We start from the raw sequence: 20,321 nt of genomic DNA, 5'->3' as shown, positions 1-20,321 counted from the left end.
AGGTGGTGTCAGCGACGCTAGGCGCGCGGGTACCTCGGCGAGCGGATGCTGCGGGGGCGGGGGAGAGTGGCGGTGCTGTGAGGCCGTGTGGAGGAGGGGCTACTCCGCCGTGGACTACTCTGCCGTGGGTGGTGCCGACGGCAACGCGGGTGTCCGCGGCAGCGGCTGCGTCGCGACATCGAGGTAGGGGCCCGCGAGGGCGCGGTCGACGGCGAGCGGGAACGACACGGTGAAGGTGGCGCCGCCGCCCGCGGTGTCGGTGACCTCGATCGACCCGTGGAGTGCGGCGACGACGGATGCCACGATCGACAGTCCCAGGCCCGAGCCGCCCGTCTCTCGGGTGCGTGAGGAGTCGGCGCGCCAGAAGCGCTGGAAGATCTTGCCGCGGATCGGTTCGGGAACACCCTCGCCGTGGTCGGCCACGGCGATCCAGCCGCGCTCGTGCACGATGTCGACGCCCACGGAGAGCTCGATCGGGGAGCCGTCGGGTGTGTACCGCCGGGCGTTGCCGAGGAGGTTCGCGACGATCTGCCGGACCCGGTTCTCGTCGGCGAGCACGATCGGCACCGCTTCCCGCGCGGCCGACAGGGGGATCGGCTCCGTGAACAGCGGGGGATGCGCGGCATCCGAGGTTCGGTCGTGAGGGCGCCCACGCCGGCGAAGGAGGGAGCGGGTCGCATCCGCGATCGCCCCGCCGCTGCGGCGGCGCGGCTGGGGGCCGTCGGCGGGAAGGTGCGCGAGCGGGATGGTGGCGGTCGGCGACTGTCCGACGAAGGTCACGTCTCGGTCGGGCGAGGCGGCGCGGGCGTCGAGCGCGGCGTCGCGGGCGATGGGGCGGAGGTCGACCGCGGTCACCGCGATGTCGCGCTGCTCGTCGAGGCGCGCCAGTGCCAGCAGGTCTTCGACGAGGGCCCCCATCCGGATGGCCTCCTTCTCGATCCGCTCCATGGCCTGGGCGGTCTGCTCATGGCCGTCGATCGCACCCATGCGGTACAGCTCGGCGTAGCCACGGACGGTGACGAGTGGGGTTCGGAGCTCGTGGCTCGCGTCGCCGATGAAGCGGCGCATGCGCTGCACGGTGGCGTCGCGCTGGTCGAGGGCGGTGTCGATCCTGTCGAGCATCGCGTTGATCGCGGTCTTCAGCCTGCCGACCTCGGTGCCCGGCGCGATGTCGCCCATGCGCTGGCTGAAGTCGCCCTTCGCGATGGTCATCGCGGTGTCCTCCACCTGGCCGAGCCCGCGGAAGGCGAGCGTGACCAGCCCGCGGGTGACGACCGCGCTGCAGAGGATGACGAACAGTGCCAGCACCGTGTAGATGCCGATGTAGTTCGTGATCGTCCGGTTGACCTCGTTGAGGGGCAGCGCGATCATCTGCGAGTAGAACTCGCGGGCTCCGGGGATCTCCAGGATGTCGACGCTGGCTCGGAACTGCGCCGTGCCGTCGGCGGACGCGAGATCGAAGGGGGCGGTGCCGGTGAGGTAGGTCTTGTCGATCTTGAACGAGGTGGGGAACTCGGCGGTCAACGCCGCGTCGCCGCCCGCGACGGCGACGCGGTTGCCCTCGGCGTCGTACACGGCGACGAGGAAGTCGGTCGGCGGCGCCCCCGTCGAGGTGAACTCCGCTTTGCCGTCCGCCACGTCGATGTCGAAGATGGTGCTCGCGACATCGGTCGTGACGGTCTGCGTCAGCGACTGATCGACCGCCGACAGCTGCGCGTTGCGGAGGAACACCATCGTGCCGACGCCGGCGCCGATGAGACCGAACGCGAGGATCGTGACGGTGACGCCGGTGATCTTCGCGCGCAGGCTGATGCCGCGCCACCAGAGGGTGACGCGATCGTGCGAGCTCGAATGCGCCAGTGCCGCCTCCGGGGGATGCTCCGTCAGGAGGTGCGGTCGGCCTTCAGCATGTACCCGAAGCCGCGCTTGGTCTGGATGAGCGGCTCCGACGAGTGCGGATCGATCTTGCGGCGGAGGTAGGAGATGTAGCTCTCCACGATTCCGGCGTCGCCGTTGAAGTCGTACTCCCAGACGTGGTCGAGGATCTGCGCCTTGCTGAGCACCCGGTTCGGGTTGAGCATCAGGTAGCGCAGCAGCTTGAACTCGGTGGGAGAGAGGTCGATGGAGGCATCGCCGACCTGCACGTCGTGCGTGTCCTGGTCCATGGTGAGCTCGCCGGCCTTGATAACCGATTCCTCGTCGGCCTGCATCGTCCGGCGGAGGATGGCCTGGATGCGCGCGACGATCTCGTCGAGGCTGAATGGCTTCGTGACGTAGTCGTCGCCGCCCGCGTTCAGGCCTTCGATCTTGTCCTCGGTCTCGTCCTTCGCGGTGAGGAAGAGGATGGGAGCCGTGTAACCGGCGCCGCGCAGACGCTTGGTGACGCTGAACCCGTTCATGTCGGGCAGCATCACGTCGAGGATGATGAGGTCGGGTTCTTCTTCGAGGACCGCCGAGATGGTCTGGGCGCCGTTCGCGACGGCGCGGACCTGATATCCGGCGAATCGCAGGCTGGTGACCAGCAGGTCTCGGATGTTCGGCTCGTCGTCCACGACGAGGATGCGCGCTGCATTCATGGGTTCATCCTGGCACCGGATGCCATCGGTTTGCTGGACATTCCTCCGCGGTGCGGCATCGCGGTGCTCCCGGTGCGCGGCGTGGGCGAGGATGGAGGGGTGACTGCGCTCCTGCCTCCTGCCCCCCGAGAGCTGCCCGCCGACGCGACGGCCGAAGGCCTCGCATTCCACCGTTTGGTCTACGCCCGGCGGGGCTTCGGCTGGTGGACGCCGCTCGTCACGGGCCTTCTCGGCGTCGTGATCTTCTTGGGCTTCACCATCGTCCTCATCGTCATCGTCGCGGTCGTGGCGATCGCGAACCCGGAGTACGCCGACAAGCTGACCTCGGCGAACGTGCCGATCTTCGACCTCACCGATCCGTTCTTCACCGCACTGCTGCTCGTGTCGATCGCGGTCATGTGGCCGTCGTATCTCCTCGCGTCGCTCGTCGTGAACGGCCCTCGGATCGGGCTCATCTCGTCGGTGGCGGGACGGCTCCGCTGGAAATGGATGCTGATGCTCGCCGGCGTGGCCGTGGGCGTCTATGTGGTGATCTCCGCGCTGACATTCCTGATCCCGGCCGACGAATCATCGGGCGGCAACGTCGTCGCGCCCGGCGACAACCCGGCGTTCGTCTGGACGCTGCTGATCATCGTGCTGCTCGTGCCGTTCCAGTCCGCCGCGGAGGAGTACGTGTTCCGCGGGTACCTGCAGCAGATGATCGGCCGGTGGCTCCGGCATCCCGCGTGGGCCATCTTGCTGCCGGTGCCGCTGTTCGTGCTCGGTCATGTCTACGACGTCCTCGGGCAGACGAGTGTCGCCGTGTTCGCGGTCGCGGCCGGCTGGCTCACCTGGCGCACCGGTGGGCTCGAGGCGGCGATCGCCCTTCACGTCGTGAACAACCTGTTCGCCTTCGGCCTGTCGACCTTCGGCCTCAGCGACCCGAACGCGACCGACACCGGGATCATCAGCCTGGTCTCGTCGGTCGTGATGATCGGCGTCTACGTCGCGCTCGTGGAGGTGCTCTGGCGTCGGGGAGCGCAGCGTCGCACCCTCCGACTGACCCCGCCCGCGCCCACGCCGATGCCGATGCCGTACGGCTCGTACGCCGGGGGATACCCGACGTACGCCCCTCACGGCTACGCACCGCTCCCGTACGGGCAGCCGGGACAGGCGCCCCAGGCTCCGCACGGTCAACCGGCTCAGCCGCCCTACGGCCAGCCGCCCCAGGCTCCGTATGGTCAGCCGGTGCAGGCTCCGTATGGTCAGCCGGCTCAGGCTCCGTATGGTCAGCCGGCTCAGGTTCCGTACGGCCAGCCGCCCCAGGCTCCGTATGGTCAGCCGGCTCAGCCGCCCTACGGCCAGGCGCCGGTGGCCTCCGCTCCTGCGGCGCCCGCGCCGGCAGGGCCGCCACGACAGGCACCCCGGTGGGGCGAGTACGCGCCCGGGTATCCGCTGCCCGAGCAGCCGCAGACACTGCCGAGCGCCGCGCCGGCAGGGCCCGCGTCGTCCGACCGCCCAGAGGGTGGCGACGACACCGGGTCTGCCCGCACCGACTGACGGCCGGCGGCCGACGGCGGGAGTCAGGCGGCGGTCAGCCGATCGGCGTCGAGGATCGTGTAGCTGTAGCCCTGCTCGGCCAGGAACCGCTGACGGTTCTGGGCGAAGTCCTGGTCGACGGTGTCCCGCGCGATCAGCGTGTAGAAGCTCGCCTTGTGCCCGTTCGACTTGGGCCGGAGCAGTCGGCCGAGGCGCTGGGCCTCTTCCTGACGCGACCCGAACGAGCCCGACACCTGGATCGCGACCGACGCGTCGGGGAGGTCGATCGAGAAGTTCGCGACCTTCGAGACGACCAGGACGGGCACGGTCCCCTTGCGGAACGCATCGTAGAGCTGCTCCCGTTCGTCGACGGGCGTCGACCCGGTGACCTTGGGCGCGTCGAGCTCTTCGGACAGGATGTCGATCTGATCGAGGTACTGACCGATGACGAGGATCTGCTCGCCGGCGTGCTTGGCGACGAGGTCGCGGGCGACCCCGATCTTCGCGTGGGCGGTCGCGGCCATGCGGTAGCGCTCGTCGTCAGCGGATGCCGCGTACTCGAGCCGGTCGGAGGCGGGAAGGTCGATGCGAACCTCGTAGCAGACGGCGGGGGAGATGAAGCCCTGCGCCTCGATCTCCTTCCACGGTGCGTCGAAGCGCTTGGGGCCGATGAGGCTGAAGACGTCGCCCTCGCGACCGTCCTCGCGGACGAGCGTGGCGGTGAGGCCGAGGCGGCGACGCGCCTGCAGGTCGGCGGTGAGCTTGAACACCGGTGCGGGGAGCAGGTGGACCTCGTCGTACACGATGAGGCCCCAGTCGAGTGCGTCGAGCAGCGCGAGGTGGGCGTACTCGCCCTTTCGCTTGGCCGTGAGGATCTGGTACGTCGCGATCGTGACCGGCTTGACCTCCTTGACCTGACCGGAGTACTCGCCGATCTCCTCGGGGGTCAGCGAGGTGCGCTTGAGCAGCTCGTCGCGCCACTGCCGGGCGCTGACGGTGTTCGTCACGAGGATCAGGGTGGTCGTCTTGGTGTCCGCCATCGCCGCCGCGCCGACCAGGGTCTTTCCGGCGCCGCAGGGGAGCACGACGACGCCCGACCCGCCCTCGGTGAAGATGTCGACGGCTTTGCGCTGGTACGGGCGGAGGGTCCAGCCGTCCTCGTTCAGGTCGATCTCGTGCGGAGTGCCGGGTGTGAACCCGGCGTGGTCCTCTGCGGGCCACCCGATCTTGAGCAGCTCCTGCTTGATCTGACCGCGGGCCCACGCATCGATGACGTAGGTGTCGGGGGTGGGGTGCGCGATGAGCAGCGGCTGGATGCGGCGGTTGCGGGCGATCTCGGACAGCACGGCCTGGTCGGTCGAGCGGAGGATCAGGGTGCCCTCGTCGTCGCGCTCGATGACGAGCCGGCCGTAACGGCCGACCGTTTCGCGGATGTCGATCGACACCGAGGGCGGAACCGGGAACTTCGCCCAGGTCTCGAGCGTGGTGAGCATGTCTTCGGCGCCGTGACCGGCGGCCCGCGCGTTCCACAGCCCCAGCCGCGTGATGCGGTAGGTGTGGATGTGCTCGGGAGCGCGTTCGAGCTCGGCGAAGATCGCGAGCTCGTGTCGTGCGCTCTCCGCGTCGGGATGAGCCACTTCGAGCAGCACGGTGCGGTCGCTCTGGACGATGAGGGGGCCGTTAGCCATAACGGGTAATTCTACCGGCACGCGGGTGGGCGTCGGCCGCGAGGGCGGGATGCCGGCAGCCCGGGCGTCAGGCGGGGCGAACGCTGACGATGCTCGACAGGGGGAGGGTCCGCTCGACGTCGGCGGCACGATCCCGCCCGCGCAGGCGGCCTCCGCCGAGCCCGGCGGCTTCGACGGTGACTTCGCGCGTGCTGCCGTCCGGCATCCGGACGACGATGACGACGACCGAGCGCGTGCGGACCGCGTGGTCGAGTTCACGTTCGAGCCAGGCGGCATCCGCGTCACCCGACAGGCTCGTCTTCAGCCGGCCGAGAAGGGTCTCGTACCGATCTGCCGCCGTCGGGGCGGGCCCCGCGACCGTGGGGGTCTGGTGCCGGTCGAGCGCGCGCGGCGCACCGTCGGCGCCGACGGCGAGCACGGGATACCGCGCATCGGTGAGCATCCAGTAGACGGTCTCGGGGCCGCTGCGCGTGACGAGCGCGTCGCCTTCGAGGATCAGGCCGAGCGAGCGGAGCGCCTGGTCGACCGCGAGCGCCTCGATGAGGTCGCGGTCGCCGGTGACCCGGGTGCTGCCGGCGCCGTCGGGGCCGACGCGGAGCGTGCCGTGCCGCGCCGCCGACCGTTCGATCTCGTACGCCAGCGGCTGCGGGACGCCGGTCAAGGAGAGTTCGGTGAGGAACTCGGTGAGGGATGCCGCGGTCTCGCCGCTCGCGAAGGCGGCGCCGACGGTCTCGGCGGTGAAGCGATAGGTCGAGGCCTGCGCCCGCGATTCGCGTCGCGCCATCGTGCGAAGGCGCATGTCGAGGTGCGGCTCGAGCGGCCCGGGCGCGATCGCGGTGAGGTCGTTCTGCAGGTAGACGCGGTCGACTTCGTGGGGGAGGAGCGCCCGGAGCGCTTCGACGTCGGCGTCCCCGCCGCGGGCGAGACCCGCACCCCAGGAGGGCGAGGTTCCGTCGGGGGCGACAAGGGCCCACGACGTCCAGATCGCCGCGACGTGCGCGGCGCGCTCGGCCCAGGTCGGGTCGTAGGGGTACGCGGTGGCCCATTCGCCGGGCGCACGCCAGCCGCCGTCGGCGGTGCGGAGGGCGGACGGCATCCGCTCGCGAAGGTGCACCGCCACGGCGTGCCAGCGCTCGAGGGTGCGGGTGCGCAGCCACGCGCTGCCGGCGTCGGTGACGAGCCAGGTCTTCTCCCCGCCGGCGAGGAGCCCGGCGAGGTCGGCGATCGCCACGAGCAGATCGGCGTCGGCGGCGTCGGCGACGGCCCCGCCCTCGACGAGCCGTCGTCGGTCGGCGGCGCTGAGCGCGCCGTTGCCGATGCGGGCGAGGGGGGTCTTGGTGGCGCTGTGGAGGACGTCGGCGAGGGATGCCGCCGCCTCGAACGCCCGCTCCGCGCTGGCTTCGTCGGATTCTCCGCCGCCGGTGAACAGCGGTGTGGACGGCCGGGGCGAAGCCTCGGCGAGGGCAGCACGGAGGGGTTCGTACGCCCGTCCCTCGTCGTCGATGAGGGCTCGGTTCGCGAGCTGGGTGCGCACGGGCTCCGCCACGGGGGCATCGCCGCCGGTCGAGGTGAGGAGGGCGTGCGCCTCGAGATCGCTCAGGGTCGCGACGGCACGCGCGGTCTGCGCCGGATCGAGCAGGGCCTCGGCGACGTCGAAGAAGTCCGACCAGGTCGACTGCGGGGCGACCTGACGGGAGTCGAACAACCGGGCGAGCGCGTCGGAATCGAGCTGGGCGAGGCGGTTCGCCAGTGCGCGGGCATCCGAAGCGGTCACGTCATCGGCCCTTGTTGGCCCGACCCCTTCGGATGAAGGTGATGATCAGGAGCGCCAGGAGCAGGCCGAAGGCCACGGGAGGCGCGATCAGGATCACCATGCTGACCACAGGCCAGGCACCTTCGGCGAAGTCGTCTTGGACGAGCCCGACAGCGCGTCCGATGATGATCGAGAAGAAACAGAGGATCGCCAGGATCAGCAGGCCGAGCGACATGAACGCCAGGATGCGATCGATCCGGCGGACCGGGAGGTCGCCGGGGGCGGGCGTTGTGCTCATCCGATCAGAGTAGCGGCTCGCCGCCGTGTCCTAGACTGGTTCGTGGGCTGAGACGGTCCGATTTTTTCGCGCCCGCGAGCGGGCTGATCAGTGAGGTAAAGACATGCCCACCGGCAAGGTCAGGTTCTACGACGAAGAGAAGGGGTTCGGCTTCATCACGACAGATGACGGCCAGGACGTCTTCCTGCACGCAACGGCTCTTCCCGCCGGGACCACCACCATCAAGCCCGGCACCCGGCTCGACTTCGGCGTCGCCGACGGTCGCCGCGGTCTCCAGGCGCTCGCCGTGCGGGTGCTCGACGCCCCGGTCAGCCTCAGCAAGCGGTCGCGCAAGCCGGCCGACGACATGGCGGTCATCGTCGAGGACCTCGTGAAGCTCCTCGACGGCATCGGCGGCGACCTGCGACACGGTCGTTACCCGAACCCCGCACAGGGCAAGAAGATCGCTGCCGTGCTGCGCAAGGTAGCCGATGACCTCGACGCCTGAGCACGACGCGGGCCTCGAGGCTCCGGCATCCGAGGTCCCGGCTGTCGAGGCCGAGACCGTCGACACCGAGACGAACGAATCCGCGCCCGTGGAATCCACCCCTGGTGAATCCGCGCGCGTGGAATCGGAGCCCGCAGAGTCTGTGGCGGACGACGCTGTGACGGCGGAATCTCCGGCCGAGGCCGCGGAGGTCGCTCCGACGGCTGCTCCGGTCGAGCCCGATCCGCGGCTCTTCGAGGCGCACGATCTCGCCCGCTCGGCGCTCGCCGAGGTCACCCCCGCCGCGAGCATCGGCGAGGCTGCCGGCTACCGCGTCGAGAACGACGGCGTCGTGTCGCTGCGGTTCGCGAACCGTCTGCCCGGTTACCCGGGGTGGTTCTGGACCGTGAGCCTCGCCGTGGTCGAGGGCGCCGAACCCACGGTGCTCGAGGTCGAACTGCTCCCCGGCGACGGCGCACTGCTCGCACCCGAGTGGCTGCCGTGGGCGGAGCGCCTGGCCGAGTACCAGGCCGCCCAGGTCGCGACCGAGGGCGACGCGGATGACGCCGACGATGAGGAGTCGGACGACGAAGACGACGACGATCTCGACTCGGACGACACCGACGATCTGGATGCCGCGGACTTCGACACCGACGGCTCGCCGATCCTGCACGCGGGTGATGTCGACGGCGTCGACATCGACGAGCTCGACGACGATGCCCAGGACGATGACGAGTCTGACGATGAGGAATCGGACGACGATGATTCCGAGACCGACGACGACTCGGACGAGGAATCAGACGACGACTCGGACGACGACGACTCGGACGACGACGAAGACGGCGACTCCGAAGAGGAACTGCGCGAGTACTGAGCGTCACACCCCCTTACGACGACGACCCCGGAGCCGCGGCTCCGGGGTCGTCGTCGTAAGGGGTCAGCCGTTCAGGCGCTCCACGGTGTAGTCGATGCAGCGGATCAGCTGGCGGACGTCGTCGGGCTCGATCGAGACGAACGTCGCGACGCGGAGCTGGTTGCGGCCGAGCTTGCGGTAGGGCTCCGTGTCGACGATGCCGTTGGCGCGGAGGCTCTTCGCGACGGCGGCGGCGTCGACGGTCTCGTCGAAGTCGATCGTGACGACGACGGGCGACCGGTCTGCCGCAGCCTCGACGAACGGCGTCGCGAACGTCGCGGCATCCGCCCACTCGTAGAGCGCGCTCGACGACTCCGCCGTCCGGGAGGCCGCCCACGTGAGGCCGCCGTTGCCGTTGATCCAGTCGAGCTGCGAGTCGAGCAGCTGCAGCGTCGCCACGGCGGGGGTGTTGAGCGTCTGGTTGAGGCGCGAGTTGTCGAGCGCGTTCTTGAGGCTCAGGAACTCGGGGATGTACCGGCCGGACGCGGCGATGCGCTCGATGCGCTCGACGGCGGCGGGCGACACCGCGGCGTACCAGAGGCCGCCGTCGGAGCCGAGGTTCTTCTGCGGGGCGAAGTAGTAGACGTCGGTCTGCGAGATGTCGACGTCGATGCCGCCGGCGGCGCTCGTCGCGTCGATGACCGTCAGCGCACCGTCATCACCGTGGACGCGGGTGATCGCGGTCGCGACACCGGTCGAGGTCTCGTTGTGCGGCCAGGCGTAGACGTCGACGCCCTCGACGGCCTCGGCCGCGATGGATGATCCGGGCTCGGCCTTGCGCACGTCGGGGGCCTCGAGCCACGGCGCGCCGGCGGCGGAGGCGAACTTGCCACCGAACTCGCCGAAGACGAGGTTCTGCGCGCGCTTCTCGATGAGGCCGAACGCCGCCGCGTCCCAGAACGCGGTCGAGCCGCCGTTGCCGAGGATGATCTCGTAGCCGTCGGGCAGGCGCAGCAGGTCGACGAGCCCACCGCGGGTGCGACCGACGAGGTCCTTCACCGCGAGCTGGCGGTGCGAGGTCCCGAACAGCGTCGCGCCGCGCGAGACGAGAGCCTCGAGCTGCTCGGCGCGGATCTTGGACGGGCCGCAGCCGAATCGACCGTCGATGGGCAGGATCTCGCGCGGGAGCGGAACAGTGGCCATGGGTCAGATTGTACGGGCCAGGTCGGCGTCGCCCCTGCCCTATGACGCCCCGCGCCGCGGCCGATGGGGGAGCGGATAAGCTGGGCAGGCACTGTTTACCGCGCGAGAAGGCATGTGATGACCGACCTGATCGACACCACCGAGATGTACCTGCGCACGATCCTCGAGCTCGAGGAGGAGGGCATCACGCCCCTGCGCGCCCGCATCTCCGAGCGACTCGGCCACTCCGGACCGACGGTGTCGCAGACGATCGGCCGCATGGAGCGCGACGGCCTCGTGATCGTGTCGGAGGCCCGCAAGCTCGAACTCACCGGCACCGGCCGTCAGAAGGCCGTCGACGTGATGCGCAAGCACCGCCTCGCGGAGCGCCTGCTCAGTGACGTGATCGGGCTCGACTGGGCCTATGTGCACGATGAGGCCTGCCGGTGGGAGCACGTGATGAGCGAGCTCGTCGAGCGTCGCCTGATCGAACTCCTCGACCATCCGACCGAGTCGCCGTACGGCAACCCGATCCCCGGGCTCGACCAGCTGGGCGATGTCCCCGCCAACTCGTTCGAGTCGGGCGTCGTGGGTCTCGTCCGCCGGATGAACGAGGAGGGCGGCCCCATCACCGCCAGCATCCGCCGCCTCGCCGAGCCCGTGCAGGTCGACCCCGAACTGCTCATCCAGTTGAGGGATGCCGGTGTGGTCCCCGGCGGCACCGGGTCGTTCCGGTACAACGAGGGCTACGTCCTCGTCGAGATGGACGGCTCGTCAGAAGCGCTCGAGCTTCCGGTCGAGGTCGCCTCGCACCTGTTCGTCGTCGACGCCCGCCCCGCCTGAACGCGCGCCGGGTATCCGCCGGGAGCGGGTGCCGGACGGCGTCCGAAGCGTGACTTATTCGTTACCTTCGGGTAGCCTTCGAGAGTCCACCGGCGAGAAGCCCGCCTCGGACCGCTGCGCGAGTTGCCTCTCTGGCTCGTCATTCCCGCAGTGACACCCGTACATCTGTGCCCGACACTGATCACCGACGAGCCAGCATCCCGCCCGATGGGATGCGGAGGCGCCGGAGGATAGCTTGGCTGAACAGCTCCACCCGTCGACCGAAGCGCTTGAGGCGTCGACACCCACCCGAACCGCTCGTCTTCTGCGCAGGCCCGTGGCGAAAGCCCCGGCGAAGCGCACGAACGGCACGCGCCCGCACCCCGTGCGCAGCTTCGTGACCATCGCCGCTGTCGCGGGCATGGTCGCGACGGTCGCCATTCCGGCGTTCCTGCCGGCGGGACGAGGCGACGTCGCCGAGGCCCGCACCATCGCCCAGGTCTCTGCCGACGACATGCAGTCCCTGGTCGTCGCCTCCGAGGCGACCCCCGAAGCCCTCGACCGCGGCGGCTACTCGGCCACCACGCCCGAAGAGATCAAGAAGAAGAAGGACAAGGAGGCCGCCGAGGCCGCAGCGAAGGCTGCACTCGCCGCCCGCCTGTCCAGCTCGGCCCGCAGTGCGAGCAGCGGCGGCGGATCGTCGTCGTTCTCGTCGAGCGTGCCGCTCGTCTCGCCGGGATCGGGCCTCGTCCGGCGCCCGCTCGCGCGCTTCGACAACTTCGGTCGCCCCTACGCGGGCCACAAGGGCACCGACTACATGGTCGGCCGTGGCGAAGGCATCTACTCCGTCGCCGACGGCGTCGTGGTCGCGTCCTCCGAGGCCGGTCCCGGCTGGGGCGTCTACGTCAAGATCGCGCACAACATCGGTGGCAAGAGCGTGACCTCGCTCTACGCGCACATGAACTACGGCACGCGCCGCGTCTCGGTCGGAGAGTCGGTCTCGGCCGGTCAGCTCATCGGCCAGGTCGGCGACACCGGGCGCGCGAACGGCACCCACCTGCACCTGGAGATCCGGGTCAACAACGGGTACGCGAACGCCGAGTCGTGGCTGCAGGCCAACGCCGGCTGATCGACACGCGGCATCCGTTGTCGCCTGCTCGACCCTGGACGACTCCGGGGTGTATTACCCTGTCCCCGACGCTCGTGTGAGCCGAGGGGAGGCCGGATGGACACTCAACCCCGCATTCGAAACCGGAATGCGCTAGGTCGTTATGTCCTTCGGCATCGTGTGCACGGATGCCGCGACTTCGGTCGTGTGAAAAAGGCGCTGTCTTCATGACAGCGCCTTTTTGCATTCCCGCACCCTGCTCTTCTCGCACGCGCGCCGCAACCGGAAGGCCGCCGAAGCCGTCACGGCCGTTCGAGAGGACACTCCCATGCGCACCCTGGTGCTGAACGCAGGATACGAACCCCTGGCCGTCGTGTCGTTCAAGCGAGCGCTCGTGCTCGTCATGACAGACAAGGCCACCATCATCGAGCGCGTCGAGGAGGATCCGGTCTGGGCCGCGCACGACGTCTTCGACCGCCCCGCCGTGATCTTGCTCACCCGCTACGTGCGCATTCCGGGCGGGCGCCGCGTGCCGGTCACCCGCCGCGGCGTGCTGCGGCGCGACGGGCACCGCTGCGCGTACTGCGGCAAGAGCGCGTCGACGATCGACCACGTGCTGCCCCGCTCGCGCGGCGGCGCCGACTCGTGGGAGAACCTCGTCGCCGCGTGCCTGAGATGCAACAACCTCAAGGGCGACCGCACGCCGCAGGAGATGCGATGGGAGCTGCGCTGGCTGCCGACGCCGCCGACCGGTGCGCAGTGGCGGGTGCGGGGCACCGAGCGCTCCGATCCCGCGTGGGAGCCCTACCTGGCGCTCGCGGCCTGACCGCCGGCCGGCGTCACTCCGTGCCGCTGACCCATGCGTAGGGCAGGAACTTGCCGTCGATCGTGATGACGACGCGGTCGCCGTCGGGATGCGGCACTCGGTCCAGGGTGATGCTGCAGTTGATGGCGCTCATGATGCCGTCGCCGAACTGATCGTGGATCAGCGCCTTCAGTGCGGGCCCGTAGACCTGGACGAGCTCGTGGAAGCGGTAGATCGTCGGGTCGGTGGAGAGGTCAGCCTCCGCCGCGCGGTTGGGCTGACGGGTGAGGGCGTCGACGAGTTCGGTGTCGAGACCGAGCGCATCGCCGAGGCGCGCGGCGGCGATGTCGGGAACGGCGTGCATGCCGAGGACCGCGGCGGCCGTCCAGACCGGCGGTGTGCCGAGCAGGTCGCTGACGGCCTGCCAGGACATCCCGTTCTTGCGGCGGATCTCATCGATGACGGCGCCGGCGGCCTGCTTGCTGATGATCGAGGGGAGCGTCATGGTTCGGTCCTTTTCGTCGAGCGACATCGGTTCCTCCACTCGACCACCCGCACCGGAGCGGCCGGAAGGAAAACCGCGCACGGGAGCCGTCGATCCGCGCAGCGACCCCGCCGCGACTCGTAACACGGCGGAGACGTCCGCGACCCGGGTCGGCAAAGCGGCATCCCTACCGTGAGGGGATGGCGGCTCTCGAAGACTGGGTTCCCGCGGTGATGGATGCCGTGACGCAGCCGCTGTGGGTCATCGGCCCCGGCGGTGCGGTCGCCCATGTCAACGATGCGGCGGGCCGCCTGCTCGGCCATGACGACCGGCACGGACTCGTCGGAGCCTCCAGTCACGACGCCCTGCACGCCTGCCACCCCGACGGCTCGCGGTATCCCGGTCACGAGTGCCCCATCGTGCACGCCTCGACGCGCGCCGGCGGCTCGCGCGGCCGGGAGGTGTTCCTCACCCGCTCCGGAGACCCCGTCGATGTCGACTGGACGGTGACGGCCCTGCCGCTGCCCGAGTACCGCCTGCTCGCCTTCACGCCCCGGCCGGGGTCGCCCGTCGCGCGGGGGATCCCGTCGGCATCCGCTCTGCGCGCGCAGATCGCGGCGCGGCACCGCGACCCGGAGTTCACGGCCGATCTGCTCGCGCGCGACAACCACATCTCGGTGCGGACGCTGCAGGCGGTGCTGGCCGCCGCGGGCGAGACCCCGGCGGCGCTGATCCGCGAGCACCGGCTCGAGCGCGCGCGGCTGCTCCTGATCGACGGGATGCCGGCGGGCGCCGCCGCGCACGCCGCGGGCTTCCGCGATTCCGACACGTTCGCGCGGGCCTTCCGGCGACGGTTCGGGACGGCGCCGAGCGGGTACGCGCGCTCGATCCGCTGACGCGGAGCCGAATCAGCCGCTGACCTCGCGATCTTCGCATCGGGGGTCGAACGGACGCGCGGCGATGTCGGAAGTCGTGCGTATCTTCGACGTGAGCCCCTTGAGGCATTCGAACAAAGCTTCTACCATGTCGAGGTGAGATCTATCGTGCGCAACACCGCGACTGCACAAGAAGTGCAGCGTCTGCGCGCGCAATTGGCGCAGATGCAGGGGCACAAGCTCGACGCGCCGCCCCTTCCCACCCATCCTGCCCTGGCAGAACTGCTGCCGGGCGGGGGTCTGCGACCGGGGTCGTCGTATTCGGTCGGCGGATCGATGTCGCTGCTGTTCGCCCTGCTCGCCCAGCCGTCGCAGACCGGCAGCTGGTGCGGCGTCGTGGGCATGCCGGGCTTCGGCGCCGAAGCGGCCGAGAGCGCGGGCGTCGACCTGTCGCATCTCGTGCTGATCCCCGAGCCGGGGCCGCGATGGCTCGCCGTCACCGCGACGATCGCCGACGTGCTGCCGGTCGTCGCGGTGCGCCCGCCGAGCCGCGCGAAGGACGGCGACATCTCCCGCCTCGCCGGCCGCATGCGCGACCGCGGCGTCGTGCTGCTCGTGCAGGGGCCGTGGCCGCAGACCGAGGCGATGATCGATGTGACCGATGCCCGGTGGTCGGGGCTCGGCGACGGGTACGGCATCCTGTCGGATCGCGAGCTGACGGTCACCGTGTCGAGCCGGCGCTTTCCGGTGCCGCGCTCGTCGCGCATGCTGCTGCCCGCCCCCGACGGGTCGCTCACGCCGTCGCCGCAGCAGACGCGCCCGGTCGCGCTGCCGCAGCCGATGCGGGCGGTGAGCTGATGCGCGCCGAACGTACCGCGGATGCCGCTCCGACCGGCTTCGAGCCGGTGCGGAGCCTGGTGGTCTGGGTTCCCGACTGGCCCGTCGTCGCGCTCGTCCGCGAGGGGCTGGCCGAACCCGATCAGCCGATCGCCGTGTTCGCCAAGGGGGCGGTGCGGGCGACCTCTCCCGCGGCCCGGGCCGACGGCGTCCGGAGCGGTCAGCGCCGCCGCGACGCCCAGGCGCGGTGCCCGCAGCTCGTCGTGGTCGACGCCGACGAGGCCCGCGACCACCGCACGTTCGCCCCGCTGATCGCCCGCCTCGAAGAGATCGCTCCCGGCGTGCAGCTGCGCGAGCCCGGACTGTGCGCGCTGCGTGTGCGCGGGCCGGCACGCTTCTACGGCGGCGAGGCGGGCGCGGCGACCGCGCTGACGGGCGCGCTCGCCGAGCTGCGGGTCGATGATGTGCGGGCGGGGGTGGCCGACGGTCCGTTCACCGCCGAGCAGGCGGCCCGGGCGACCGGACCGGACGCACCGCTGCGGATGGTCGCCCCCGGCGCGGCGGCGGCGTTCCTGTCGCCGCTGCCGGTGACCGCCCTGGGTGACGAGGCGATCGCGAGCCTGTTCGCGCGCCTCGGCATCCACACCCTCGGGCAGCTCGCGGCCCTTCCCACCGCGCGGCTGGTCGAGCGGCTCGGGCCCCGCGGGGCGCGGCTGCACGCGCTGGCCTCGGGGCTCGACTCGCAGCCGGTGCAGCCGCGCACGCCGCCGCCCGAGCTCGAGCGGGAGGTGACCTTCGAGCCGCCGCTCGAGATCGCCGATCAGGTCGCGTTCGGAGTGCGCGTGGCGGCCGAGGAGTTCATCGCCGGGCTCGGAGCGGTCGATCTGGTGTGCACCGAGCTGCGGGTGGCTCTCACCGGCGACCGCGGCGACCACAGCGAGCGGGTGTGGCTGCATCCGGGCGCCTTCGACGCGGCCGGGGTCGTCGACCGGGTGCGCTGGCAGCTCGCCGAGCGCGGGCTCCGCAGCGCCGTGGCGAAGGTGCGCATCGAGCCCGAGCGGGTCGATGCGGCATCCCATCATGTGACGGGACTGTTCGGGTCGGGGCCCGAGGAGCGCGTGCACCATGCGCTGTCGCGCGTGCAGGCGATGCTCGGCCACCGCGGGGTCGTGACAGCTCAGGTGGGCGGCGGGCGCTGGCTCGCCGAGCGGCAGGTCATGGTGCCGTGGGGTGACCGTGCGGTGATCGCCGACCGGTCGCGGCCGTGGCCCGGCAGCCTGCCCGACCCGCTGCCGGCGACCGTGTTCGGCGAGCCGCTGCCGGTCGCCGTCGTCGACAGCGACGGCGACATGGTGGCCGTCGACGGGCGCGGCGAGCTGACCGCCGACCCGGTGGCGCTGACCCTGCCGGGTGCGCCCGACGCCTCTGGGGCCCCGAGGCCCCGGCATCCGCGTGCGATCGAGTCGTGGGCCGGGCCGTGGCCCGTGATGGAGCGGGGGTGGGATGCCGCGCGCACGCGCCGGGCGCACCGGTTCCAGATCGTCGACGCGGCGCAGACCGCCTGGCTGCTGATCTGCGAGGAGGGCGTCTGGCACGCCGAGGGGAGGTACGACTGATGGGGTTCGACAATCCATCAGTGCGCTGGTCCGACCTCGAGCGCGTGCTCAGCGACCGTCGCCGCCCCGGCGGTGCACCCGCGGGCGCCGATGGCGGTGACAGCCCGGCGTGGTCGCACAAGCGCGGGAAGTACCGGGCCCCCGAGATCGAGCGTCCCGCCGAGGTGGTGCCCTACGCCGAGCTGCACGCGCACTCGTCGTTCTCGTTCCTCGACGGGGCGTCATCGCCCGAAGAGCTCGCCGAGGAGGCGGAGCGGCTCGGCCTCCACGCCCTCGCGGTCACCGATCACGACGGGTTCTACGGCATCGTCCGGTTCGCCGAGGCCGCCGAGCACCTGCAGGTGAAGACGGTGTTCGGCGCCGAGCTGTCGCTCGGGCTGCCCGGCCCGCAGAACGGCGAACCCGACCCGCACGGCTCGCACCTGCTCGTCCTCGCCCGGGGCGAAGAGGGCTACCACCGGCTCGCCGCGGCCCTGACGAACGCGCAGCTGTCGGGAGGCGAGAAAGGGCGACCGGTCTACGACCTCGACGACCTGGCCGCGCGGGCGGACGGGCACTGGACGATCCTGACCGGATGCCGCAAAGGCGCCGTCCGGCAGGCGCTGGCTTCAGGGGGCGCGGCAGCGGCGGCGATCGAGCTCGACCGGCTGGTCGAGCTGTTCGGCCGGGAGCGGGTCGAGGTCGAGCTCATCGACCACGGCGCCCCCGGCGACACCCGCGACAACGACGCGCTCGCGGCGCTCGCCGCCGAGCGGGGCCTTTCGATCCTGGCGTCGAACAACGTGCACTACGCCGTGCCCGAGAAGGTGCACCTGGCGGCGGCGGTCGCGGCGGTGCGCGCGAACCGCGGCCTCGACGAGCTCGACGGGTGGCTCCCGGGTCATGCGAGCGCGCACCTGCGGTCGGGGGCCGAGATGGCCCGGCGGTTCCGCCGCTACCGGGGCGCGGTCGAGCGCACCGTCGTGCTCGCCGACGAGCTCGCCTTTCCGCTGCGGCGCGCGAAGCCCGCCCTGCCGAAGCAGAAGGTGCCCGAGGGGCATACCCCGATGTCGTGGCTGCGGCACCTGGTGTGGGAGGCGGTGCCGAGGAAGTACCCCGACGCGACCGCCGACAACCGGGCCCGCATCGAGAAGGAGCTCGCCGTCATCGAGCAGAAGGACTTCCCGGGCTACTTCCTCATCGTGCACGGCATCGTGCAGGAGGCGCGGCGTCGCGGCATCCTGTGTCAGGGGCGCGGTTCGGCCGCCAACAGCGCCGTCTGCTACCTGCTCGACATCACGGCGATCGACTCGATCTTCTACGACCTCCCGTTCGAGCGGTTCCTGTCGGCGCTGCGCGAGGAGGAGCCCGACATCGACGTCGACTTCGACTCGGATCGCCGTGAGGAGATCATCCAGTGGGTCTACGCGACGTACGGCCGTGACCGGGCGGCGCAGGTGGCGAACGTGATCCAGTACCGGCCGAAGAACGCGATACGCGACATGGCGAAGGCCCTCGGTCACTCGCCGGGGCAGCAGGACGCCTGGTCGAAGCAGGTCGAGCGGTGGGGGGCGACGCTCGACACCCCCGGCGACCATGACATCCCCGAACGGGTGATCGCCTACGCGGGCGAGCTGCTGAAGGCGCCGCGACATCTCGGCATCCATTCGGGAGGCATGGTGCTCACCGATCGTCCCGTCGGCGAGGTCGTGCCGATCGAGCACGCCCGCATGGAGAACCGCACCGTCATCCAGTGGGACAAGGACGACGCCGCGTGGATGGGGCTCGTGAAGTTCGACCTGCTGGGCCTCGGCATGCTGGCCGCCCTGCAGTACTGCTTCGACATGATCGAGACGGCGACGGGGGAGCGGTGGACGCTCGACACGATGCCGAAAGAAGAGGCGGCCGTGTTCGACATGCTGTGCCGGGCCGATTCGATCGGGGTGTTCCAGGTCGAGTCCCGCGCGCAGATGGGGCTGCTGCCGCGCCTGCAGCCGCGAAAGTTCTACGACCTGGTGATCGAGATCGCGCTGATCCGGCCGGGCCCGATCCAGGGCGGGGCGGTGCACCCGTTCGTGCGTCGCAAGCTCGGCCAGGAGAAGGTGACGTACGTGCACGAGAAGCTGCGCCCCGTTCTCGAGCGCACCCTCGGCATTCCGATCTTCCAGGAGCAGCTCATGCAGATGGGCATGGCCGTGGGTGGGCTGACGGGGGAGGATGCCGATCTGCTGCGGCGCGCGATGGGGTCGAAGCGCGGCATCGAACGCATCGACTCGCTCAAGAAGAAGCTGTACGAGGGCATGGCCGGCAACGGGCTCGTCGGCGAGGTCGCGGACGACCTGTACGCCAAGATCCAGGCGTTCGCGAACTTCGGGTTCGCCGAGAGCCACTCGCTGTCGTTCGGCCTGCTCGTCTACGCGTCGTCATGGTTGAAGCTGCACTATCCGGCGGCGTTCCTCGCCGCGCTCCTGCGGGCGCAGCCGATGGGCTTCTACTCCCCGGCGACGCTGTCGGCCGACGCCCGTCGCCACGGGGTCGAGGTGCGGCGCCCCGATCTGCACGCCTCGGGGGTCGATGCCGGCCTCGAGTCGGTGCTGCCGGGGGCGTACCGCCGCATTCCGACCGGACTCGACTCGTGCGCCGAGCGGCAGCAGCCGCCGGTGCCGGTGTTCGACCCGTCGAAGCCCGACGAGTCGGAGGCGCATCGCCGCGACGGGGCGTTCGCGGTGCGGCTGGGGCTCGCCTCGATCACGGGCATCGGGGTGCCGCTCGCGTCGAAGATCGTCGCCGAGCGCACCGCCGCCGGGCCGTTCCGCGACCTCCGCGACCTCGTGCGCCGCACGGGAGCTTCGACCGCCCAGCTCGAGGCGCTCGCCACCGCGGGGGCGTTCGAGTGCCTGGGCATCAGCCGGCGCGAGGGCATCTGGCTGGCGGGCGACGCCTCGCAGGACCGGCTCGAGTTCCTCGAAGGGTCGATGGTGTCGGTGCAGCCCCCGCTCTTCCCCGACCAGTCGAGCTACGACGTGCTGGCCGCCGACCTGTGGGCGACGGGCCTGTCGGCCGACGATCATCCGCTGACCCACTACCGGTCGCAGCTCGACGCGCGGGGCGTCGTCACCTCCCGGGGCATGCGCACGCACGAGATCGGCCGGCGCGTCGAGGTGGCCGGTCTCGTCACGCACCGGCAGCGACCGGCGACGGCATCCGGGGTCACGTTCTTGAACCTCGAAGACGAGCACGGCGTCATGAACGTCATCTGCTCGGTCGGGGTGTGGAGCAGGTACCGGCGGATCCTCCGCGACAGTCCCGCGCTGATCGCCCGGGGGATGCTGGAGCGCTCGCCGGAGGGGGTGACGAACCTGCTCGCCGACGGGTTCGAAGACCTGCGCGTGGGGGTGGAGCACCGGTCGCGCGACTTCCGCTGACGCGCCCGGGCGCGCGGCACGGCCGGGCGGCGGGCG

At 70.9% G+C, this 20,321-nt stretch carries 17 protein-coding genes; 10 read left to right on the top strand and 7 right to left on the bottom strand.

Annotated elements, in window-relative coordinates; translation table 11 throughout:
• Positions 1 to 114 precede the first annotated feature (114 nt).
• A complete protein-coding gene (locus ACJJV7_RS10425; protein ID WP_405375039.1) occupies positions 115 to 1,734 on the bottom strand; it encodes a sensor histidine kinase in 1,620 nt (539 codons plus the stop codon).
• Between the two features lie 149 nt (positions 1,735 to 1,883).
• Positions 1,884 to 2,576: a response regulator transcription factor gene (locus ACJJV7_RS10420; protein ID WP_405375041.1), complete on the bottom strand. Its 693-nt coding sequence runs from the start codon at positions 2,574 to 2,576 to the stop codon at positions 1,884 to 1,886.
• Positions 2,577 to 2,675: 99 nt separating this feature from the next.
• Here ACJJV7_RS10420 and ACJJV7_RS10415 point away from each other — a divergent pair, with 99 nt between their 5' ends.
• Positions 2,676 to 4,115: a type II CAAX prenyl endopeptidase Rce1 family protein gene (locus ACJJV7_RS10415; RefSeq protein WP_405375043.1), complete on the top strand. Its 1,440-nt coding sequence runs from the start codon at positions 2,676 to 2,678 to the stop codon at positions 4,113 to 4,115.
• 23 nt (positions 4,116 to 4,138) lie between these two features.
• Here the strand turns inward: ACJJV7_RS10415 and ACJJV7_RS10410 are convergent, their stop codons facing one another.
• From ACJJV7_RS10410 to ACJJV7_RS10400, 3 genes are all read right to left on the bottom strand, one after another.
• On the bottom strand, positions 4,139 to 5,782 hold the full coding sequence (locus tag ACJJV7_RS10410) for a DNA repair helicase XPB (RefSeq protein WP_405375044.1): 1,644 nt from the start codon (positions 5,780 to 5,782) through the stop codon (positions 4,139 to 4,141).
• Between the two features lie 67 nt (positions 5,783 to 5,849).
• A complete protein-coding gene (locus ACJJV7_RS10405) occupies positions 5,850 to 7,556 on the bottom strand; it encodes a helicase-associated domain-containing protein (protein ID WP_405375046.1) in 1,707 nt (568 codons plus the stop codon).
• Position 7,557: 1 nt separating this feature from the next.
• Complete coding sequence (locus ACJJV7_RS10400; RefSeq protein WP_405375047.1) at positions 7,558 to 7,833, bottom strand: multidrug ABC transporter ATPase; 276 nt, start codon at positions 7,831 to 7,833, stop codon at positions 7,558 to 7,560.
• 103 nt (positions 7,834 to 7,936) lie between these two features.
• On the opposite strand from ACJJV7_RS10400, the gene ACJJV7_RS10395 reads away from it, so the two are divergent.
• Positions 7,937 to 8,320 carry a cold-shock protein gene (locus ACJJV7_RS10395; protein WP_405375049.1) on the top strand — a complete coding sequence of 128 codons (384 nt, stop codon included), beginning with the start codon at positions 7,937 to 7,939 and terminating at the stop codon, positions 8,318 to 8,320.
• Entirely contained in the window at positions 8,304 to 9,173 is an 870-nt protein-coding gene (locus tag ACJJV7_RS10390; protein ID WP_405375051.1) for a DUF3027 domain-containing protein, read from the top strand. The genes ACJJV7_RS10395 and ACJJV7_RS10390 overlap by 17 nt, the downstream gene beginning before the upstream one ends.
• A 63-nt stretch (positions 9,174 to 9,236) precedes the next feature.
• On the opposite strand, the gene serC is transcribed toward ACJJV7_RS10390, so the two are convergent.
• Positions 9,237 to 10,355, bottom strand: a complete 1,119-nt coding sequence (gene serC, locus ACJJV7_RS10385) for a phosphoserine transaminase (RefSeq protein ID WP_405375053.1) — start codon at positions 10,353 to 10,355, stop codon at positions 9,237 to 9,239.
• A gap of 117 nt (positions 10,356 to 10,472) precedes the next feature.
• Here serC and ACJJV7_RS10380 point away from each other — a divergent pair, with 117 nt between their 5' ends.
• From ACJJV7_RS10380 to ACJJV7_RS10370, 3 genes are all read left to right on the top strand, one after another.
• Positions 10,473 to 11,177, top strand: coding sequence for an iron dependent repressor, metal binding and dimerization domain protein (locus tag ACJJV7_RS10380; protein ID WP_405375055.1), 705 nt, complete (start codon positions 10,473 to 10,475; stop codon positions 11,175 to 11,177).
• 235 nt (positions 11,178 to 11,412) lie between these two features.
• Positions 11,413 to 12,285 carry a M23 family metallopeptidase gene (locus tag ACJJV7_RS10375; RefSeq protein WP_405375056.1) on the top strand — a complete coding sequence of 291 codons (873 nt, stop codon included), beginning with the start codon at positions 11,413 to 11,415 and terminating at the stop codon, positions 12,283 to 12,285.
• A gap of 307 nt (positions 12,286 to 12,592) precedes the next feature.
• Positions 12,593 to 13,090, top strand: coding sequence for an HNH endonuclease (locus ACJJV7_RS10370; RefSeq protein ID WP_405375058.1), 498 nt, complete (start codon positions 12,593 to 12,595; stop codon positions 13,088 to 13,090).
• A 13-nt stretch (positions 13,091 to 13,103) separates the two neighbouring features.
• On the opposite strand, the gene cynS is transcribed toward ACJJV7_RS10370, so the two are convergent.
• A complete protein-coding gene (cynS, locus tag ACJJV7_RS10365; protein WP_405375060.1) occupies positions 13,104 to 13,574 on the bottom strand; it encodes a cyanase in 471 nt (156 codons plus the stop codon).
• Positions 13,575 to 13,753: 179 nt separating this feature from the next.
• Between cynS and ACJJV7_RS10360 the strand changes: the two genes are divergently transcribed.
• From ACJJV7_RS10360 to ACJJV7_RS10345, 4 genes are all read left to right on the top strand, one after another.
• Positions 13,754 to 14,449: a helix-turn-helix domain-containing protein gene (locus ACJJV7_RS10360; protein WP_405375062.1), complete on the top strand. Its 696-nt coding sequence runs from the start codon at positions 13,754 to 13,756 to the stop codon at positions 14,447 to 14,449.
• Between the two features lie 147 nt (positions 14,450 to 14,596).
• Positions 14,597 to 15,286: a hypothetical protein gene (locus ACJJV7_RS10355; protein WP_405376161.1), complete on the top strand. Its 690-nt coding sequence runs from the start codon at positions 14,597 to 14,599 to the stop codon at positions 15,284 to 15,286.
• The gene (locus ACJJV7_RS10350) at positions 15,286 to 16,881 is read left to right on the top strand and encodes a DNA polymerase Y family protein (RefSeq protein WP_405375064.1); all 1,596 of its coding nucleotides are present in this window, start codon (positions 15,286 to 15,288) and stop codon (positions 16,879 to 16,881) included. The genes ACJJV7_RS10355 and ACJJV7_RS10350 overlap by 1 nt, the downstream gene beginning before the upstream one ends.
• Positions 16,881 to 20,285: an error-prone DNA polymerase gene (locus ACJJV7_RS10345; protein ID WP_405375066.1), complete on the top strand. Its 3,405-nt coding sequence runs from the start codon at positions 16,881 to 16,883 to the stop codon at positions 20,283 to 20,285. The genes ACJJV7_RS10350 and ACJJV7_RS10345 overlap by 1 nt, the downstream gene beginning before the upstream one ends.
• Positions 20,286 to 20,321 lie beyond the last annotated feature (36 nt).

It is taken from the genome of Microbacterium sp. Ld4 (genome assembly GCF_045066555.1).
Classification (GTDB): domain Bacteria; phylum Actinomycetota; class Actinomycetes; order Actinomycetales; family Microbacteriaceae; genus Microbacterium.
Note: the sequence above shows the minus strand (reverse complement) of the source record. Positions and strands in the feature narration are given on the sequence as shown.